The organism is Dietzia sp. E1, assembly GCF_014145015.1.
In the GTDB taxonomy this organism is placed as follows: domain Bacteria; phylum Actinomycetota; class Actinomycetes; order Mycobacteriales; family Mycobacteriaceae; genus Dietzia; species Dietzia cinnamea_A.
On record NZ_JAALDU010000408.1, the window covers coordinates 1 to 4,091 of the forward strand.

The 4,091-nt window shown below is 72.6% G+C and carries 5 protein-coding genes; 3 read left to right on the forward strand and 2 right to left on the reverse strand.

Annotated elements, in window-relative coordinates; all coding sequences use genetic code 11:
- On the reverse strand, positions 1 to 464 hold a 464-nt coding region (locus G6030_RS13075), incomplete at its 3' end, for a hypothetical protein (protein ID WP_182643424.1).
- Between the two features lie 10 nt (positions 465 to 474).
- The gene (locus tag G6030_RS13080) at positions 475 to 1,029 is read right to left on the reverse strand and encodes a nuclear transport factor 2 family protein (RefSeq protein ID WP_182643425.1); all 555 of its coding nucleotides are present in this window, start codon (positions 1,027 to 1,029) and stop codon (positions 475 to 477) included.
- A 52-nt stretch (positions 1,030 to 1,081) separates the two neighbouring features.
- Here G6030_RS13080 and G6030_RS13085 point away from each other — a divergent pair, with 52 nt between their 5' ends.
- The 3 genes from G6030_RS13085 (at position 1,082) to G6030_RS16760 (ending at position 4,061) form a co-directional block, all read left to right on the forward strand.
- Positions 1,082 to 2,590, forward strand: a complete 1,509-nt coding sequence (locus tag G6030_RS13085; RefSeq protein WP_182643426.1) for an FAD-dependent oxidoreductase — start codon at positions 1,082 to 1,084, stop codon at positions 2,588 to 2,590.
- Complete coding sequence (locus G6030_RS13090) at positions 2,587 to 3,306, forward strand: PaaI family thioesterase (protein WP_182643427.1); 720 nt, start codon at positions 2,587 to 2,589, stop codon at positions 3,304 to 3,306. The genes G6030_RS13085 and G6030_RS13090 overlap by 4 nt, the downstream gene beginning before the upstream one ends.
- Before the next feature lie 92 nt (positions 3,307 to 3,398).
- Entirely contained in the window at positions 3,399 to 4,061 is a 663-nt protein-coding gene (locus G6030_RS16760) for a PaaI family thioesterase (RefSeq protein WP_182643428.1), read from the forward strand.
- Positions 4,062 to 4,091 lie beyond the last annotated feature (30 nt).

Here is a 4,091-nt window from a genome sequence, read left to right on the forward strand (position 1 = left end):
AGAACACGATCGTGTTCTCGGGGACCTGCGCCAGCGGCCAGCCCGGTGCGGATGCGGTCCGAGGCCACGAGCGCGGCGATACGGGGTCGGTTGACCTGTTCGCGGGCGATGCCCACGTGGAGCGGAACGACACCGGCGGTGATCGCCGGCGCCGCGACGCCCGCCGCGCAGGCGACGAGCGTGGCGGTCAGCCCGGTCCGCTCGCGCGAACGGATGGACCCGTAGGCCGTCCACGCGGTCGCCCCCAGGCCCGCCGCGTACAGCGTCAGCGCGACGGGGGCGATGCGGCGGGCGTGATCGGCCTGGCGTTCGGCGATCCCGTGGGTGGGCCCGTCGAACAGCTCGGGGTACATCACCGAGGTGACCACCGACTGGAAACCCAGGTGGACCGCGGACGTCGTGAGCAGCGCGAGGCGGCCCGCTCGGAGCGTCGGATCGGCGGACGCACGGCGTCGGCGGTTCATGCCCGCCACGCTACCTTTCGCGGGAGCGTCCCAGCAGGGCGCGGCCCTCGCCGTCGTCGGTCATCGCGCGGGCGGTGCGGAGCACGACGCGCCACCCCCGGTCGGGAGCGTCCACCGACCCGCGCCGTTCGAGCTCCCACCGGCTGGCCGTCACCCGCACGACGGTGTACCGACCCGGCTTGGAGGAGCGGACGACGAGCTGGGTGTAGCCGGTCGCCACGGCGCGGTCCCCGTCGAGCAGGACCACCGGCAGGCTCGGGACGTGACCGCACCCGTGCGCGATGAGGCCCTGGTGCGCGTCACCGGTCACCATCTCCACCAGACCGTCGTGGCCCTCGAGGCGGCTGGTGTCGACGTCGTAGACGCCGTCTTCGGTCCACAGCTCGGCCACGCCCTCGGCGTCGCCGGAGTCCACGCGCGGGGAGTAGGCCGCGAGGATACGGAGGATCGCCAGCTCGTCCTCGGCGGCGGCGAGGCGGTCGTGCGTGTCGGTGAGGCGCGCCTCGAGGGCGGCCAGTCGGGCGTCGAGGGAATCGAGGCTCACGGCCTCGGAGGAGGAAGTCATGGCCTCCACATTAATGCGCCGCCTGAGTGGGTGAACACGTTATAGTTTCGGTATGGCGGACACTACATCGGACACCGGTCCATCGGTCTTCACGGCCGACGTCCTGGTCGTGGGGATGGGCATCGCGGGAGCGTGCGCGTCGATCGAGGCCGCCGAGGCCGGCGCCACGGTCATCGCGCTCGAGGGCGCCTCCGGGCCCGGAGGCTCGTCCGCGCAGTCCGGCGGGGAGGTCTACCTTGGCGGCGGTACGGCCACCCAGCGGGCGCTCGGCATCTCCGACACGGTCGAGGACATGCGCGCGTTCCTCACCGCCGCCCTCGGACCCAACGCCGATCAGGCCAAGATCGACGAGTACTGCGCCGGCGCGGTAGAGCACCACGACTGGTTGGTCGACCACGGCGCGGTGTTCAACCACAAGCTGTGGGACACCCCCACGTGGATGCCGGGCGACGACTCGGGGCTCATGTGGATGGGGGAGCGGGCCGAGCCCTACGCCTCGCTGGCGAAGCCCGCCGCCCGCGGTCACCGCCCGCCCGGCCCGAACTTCGCGGGCAACCTCCTCATGGACTCGCTGGTCGCCACCGCCGAGAAGGCCGGCGTCGACCTGCACTGTGACGTCAAGGCGCGGTCGCTGATCGTCGAGGACGGCCGGATGGTGGGCGTGCGGGCGACGCAGTTCGGTGAGGAGCGCGAGTACCGCGCCACCGGCGGCGTCGTTCTGGCGACCGGCGGGTTCGTGGACAACGACCGCATGCTCGAGCAGTGGGCGCCCCAGCAGTTGGGCAAGGACAAGGTCTCCGACGGCCGCGACGACGGCTCGGGGATCGAGATGGGCATGGAGGCCGGCGCCGCGGTGCGTCGCATGCACCAGACCGAGACCGCGATGCTGATCATCCCGCGCCTGGTCGTGGGCTCGATGCTCGTCGACGGTGACGGCCACCGCTTCATCAACGAGGAGGTGTACCCGGGCCTGTACTGCCACGCCGCCGTGCACCACCGCCGCCCGCCGGTGTGGGTGATCATCGACGAGAAGGGCATCGAGGACGTCCCGGAGAACGAGCTGTGGGGCATGCAGCCCATGCACGCGGCCGAGACCATCGAGGAGCTGGCGGCCGACTGCGGGCTGCCCGCCGACGCGCTGGCCGACCAGCTGCGCCGCTACAACGAGGGCGCCGCCCGGGGCGAGGACCCGCAGTTCGGGAAGAGCGCGCAGTGGGTGCGCCCGCTCGAGCCGCCGTTCGGCGCATACCCCACGGGGGCCGGCGGACCGGACACCTTCAACGGCCTCCCGCTCAAGGCGCAGGGATTCACCCTCGGTGGCCTGCACACCGACCTCGACTCCCGCGTGCTGAGCCGCGCCGGCGAGCCCATCCCCGGCCTGTTCGCCGCGGGCCGCTGCACGCACGGTCTCCACGGTGACGGCTACATCTCCGGAACCTCGCTGGGCGACGGGTCGTTCTTCGGCCGTCGCGCGGGCCGGGGCGCGGCGGGGGCGACCGGTGCGGCCGGTACCGACGGCGCGTCGGCCGCCGCGGACGCCGTCGGGTCGGTGCAGGCGTGAGCGGGCAGGTCGCCGTCGTGCGACGGGACCGGCCGGAGATCGACCTGGGTCCGTTGGACCCCGCGCGCGGCGGTGGTCGCGCTGTCGATCGGATGGACGACGACGAGGAGGGGCTCTTCGACCTGGTCGAGCAGGTCCGCCGGATCCGCGCGCTGACGACCGGCGGGATCTTCGACACCGACCTGGGCCCGCTGACCTCCCGGCTCCGCGAGGTGGCCGACGAGCTCGAGGCCGCGTCGGCGAGCCCGCAGCACCGGCGGGAGGTCAGCTGGCGGGAGCGGCGCTACGTCCCCAACTGCCCGGTCATCGGGCGGTCCAACGTCCTCGCGCCGCCGGCGGAGTTCGAGCTCCTCGACGACGGCACCCTCCGGTCCGAGATCACCCTCGGGCTGGAGTACCAGGGCCCTCCGGGCTGTGTGCACGGCGGAATCGTGGCACTGATGTTCGACGCGGTGCTGGGCCGGGCCAACCACCACGCCGGGACCACGGGGATGACGATGTACCTCGACCTGGACTACCGGAGCCCCACCCCCATCCTCGAGCCGATCGTGATCACGGGACGCCAGATCCGGGTGGATGGTCGCAAGGTGTGGTCCCAGGGCGCCATCCACCACGGTGATCGCCTGTGCGCCACCGCGGAGGGACTGTTCGTCATGCCCGAGCAGTGGGTCGCCGAGTACCAGCAGCACCGGGACGAGGACGGGACGTCGGCCTGACGCAGTCTTGGCGCCGGGCTGACGCCCCGGTGGCCCGGCCGGACGCCGGGCAGCGGCGGGCGGTTCCCGGCCGCGGAGTAACGTCACACGGCGTGACCGAACAGCCAGATCCCGGGGAAGCCGTCTCCGCCCAGACCTTCCTCGACCAGCCCGACCACGCCTCCGGCGCCACCGAGCTCGCCCGCCAGCTGAGGCGCATCCGCGGCCTCGTCTCCGGCGCGGACTTCGAGGACCTGTCCGCGGAGATCGAGTTGGCCCGCGAGCTGGCCGACCGCATCGAGAACGCCGCGACCCCCCACCCGCCGGCCGAGTACGACTCGTGGGGCGTGCCCGAGCACATCGCCTCCAACCCGGTGATCGGCTCGCGCAACCCGGCAGCCCCGCCCCTCGAGGCCGTCGTCTTCCCGGACGGCACCGTCCGCGCGGACCTCAGGCTGGGTGTGGAGTTCCAGGGCCCGCCCGGATGCGTGCACGGCGGCGTGGTGGCGATGCTGTTCGACGAGATGCTCGGGCTGGCCAACGCCGCGGCGAAGCACATCGGGATGACGGTGGACCTGCAGGTCACCTACGTCGCCCCCACCCCGCTGGATACACCCCTGCGGTTCGAGGCCCGCCAGGACCGGGTGGACGGACGGAAGCTCTGGTGCACGGGCACGCTGCACGCCGGGGACACGCTGTGCGCCTCGGTCACGGGCATGTTCGTCACGCCGCGCTGGATGCTCGACGGGGATCAGAGCAGACCCATCGAGGGCTGACAGTGATGATGTGTGTAGTGGTTCTTCGGG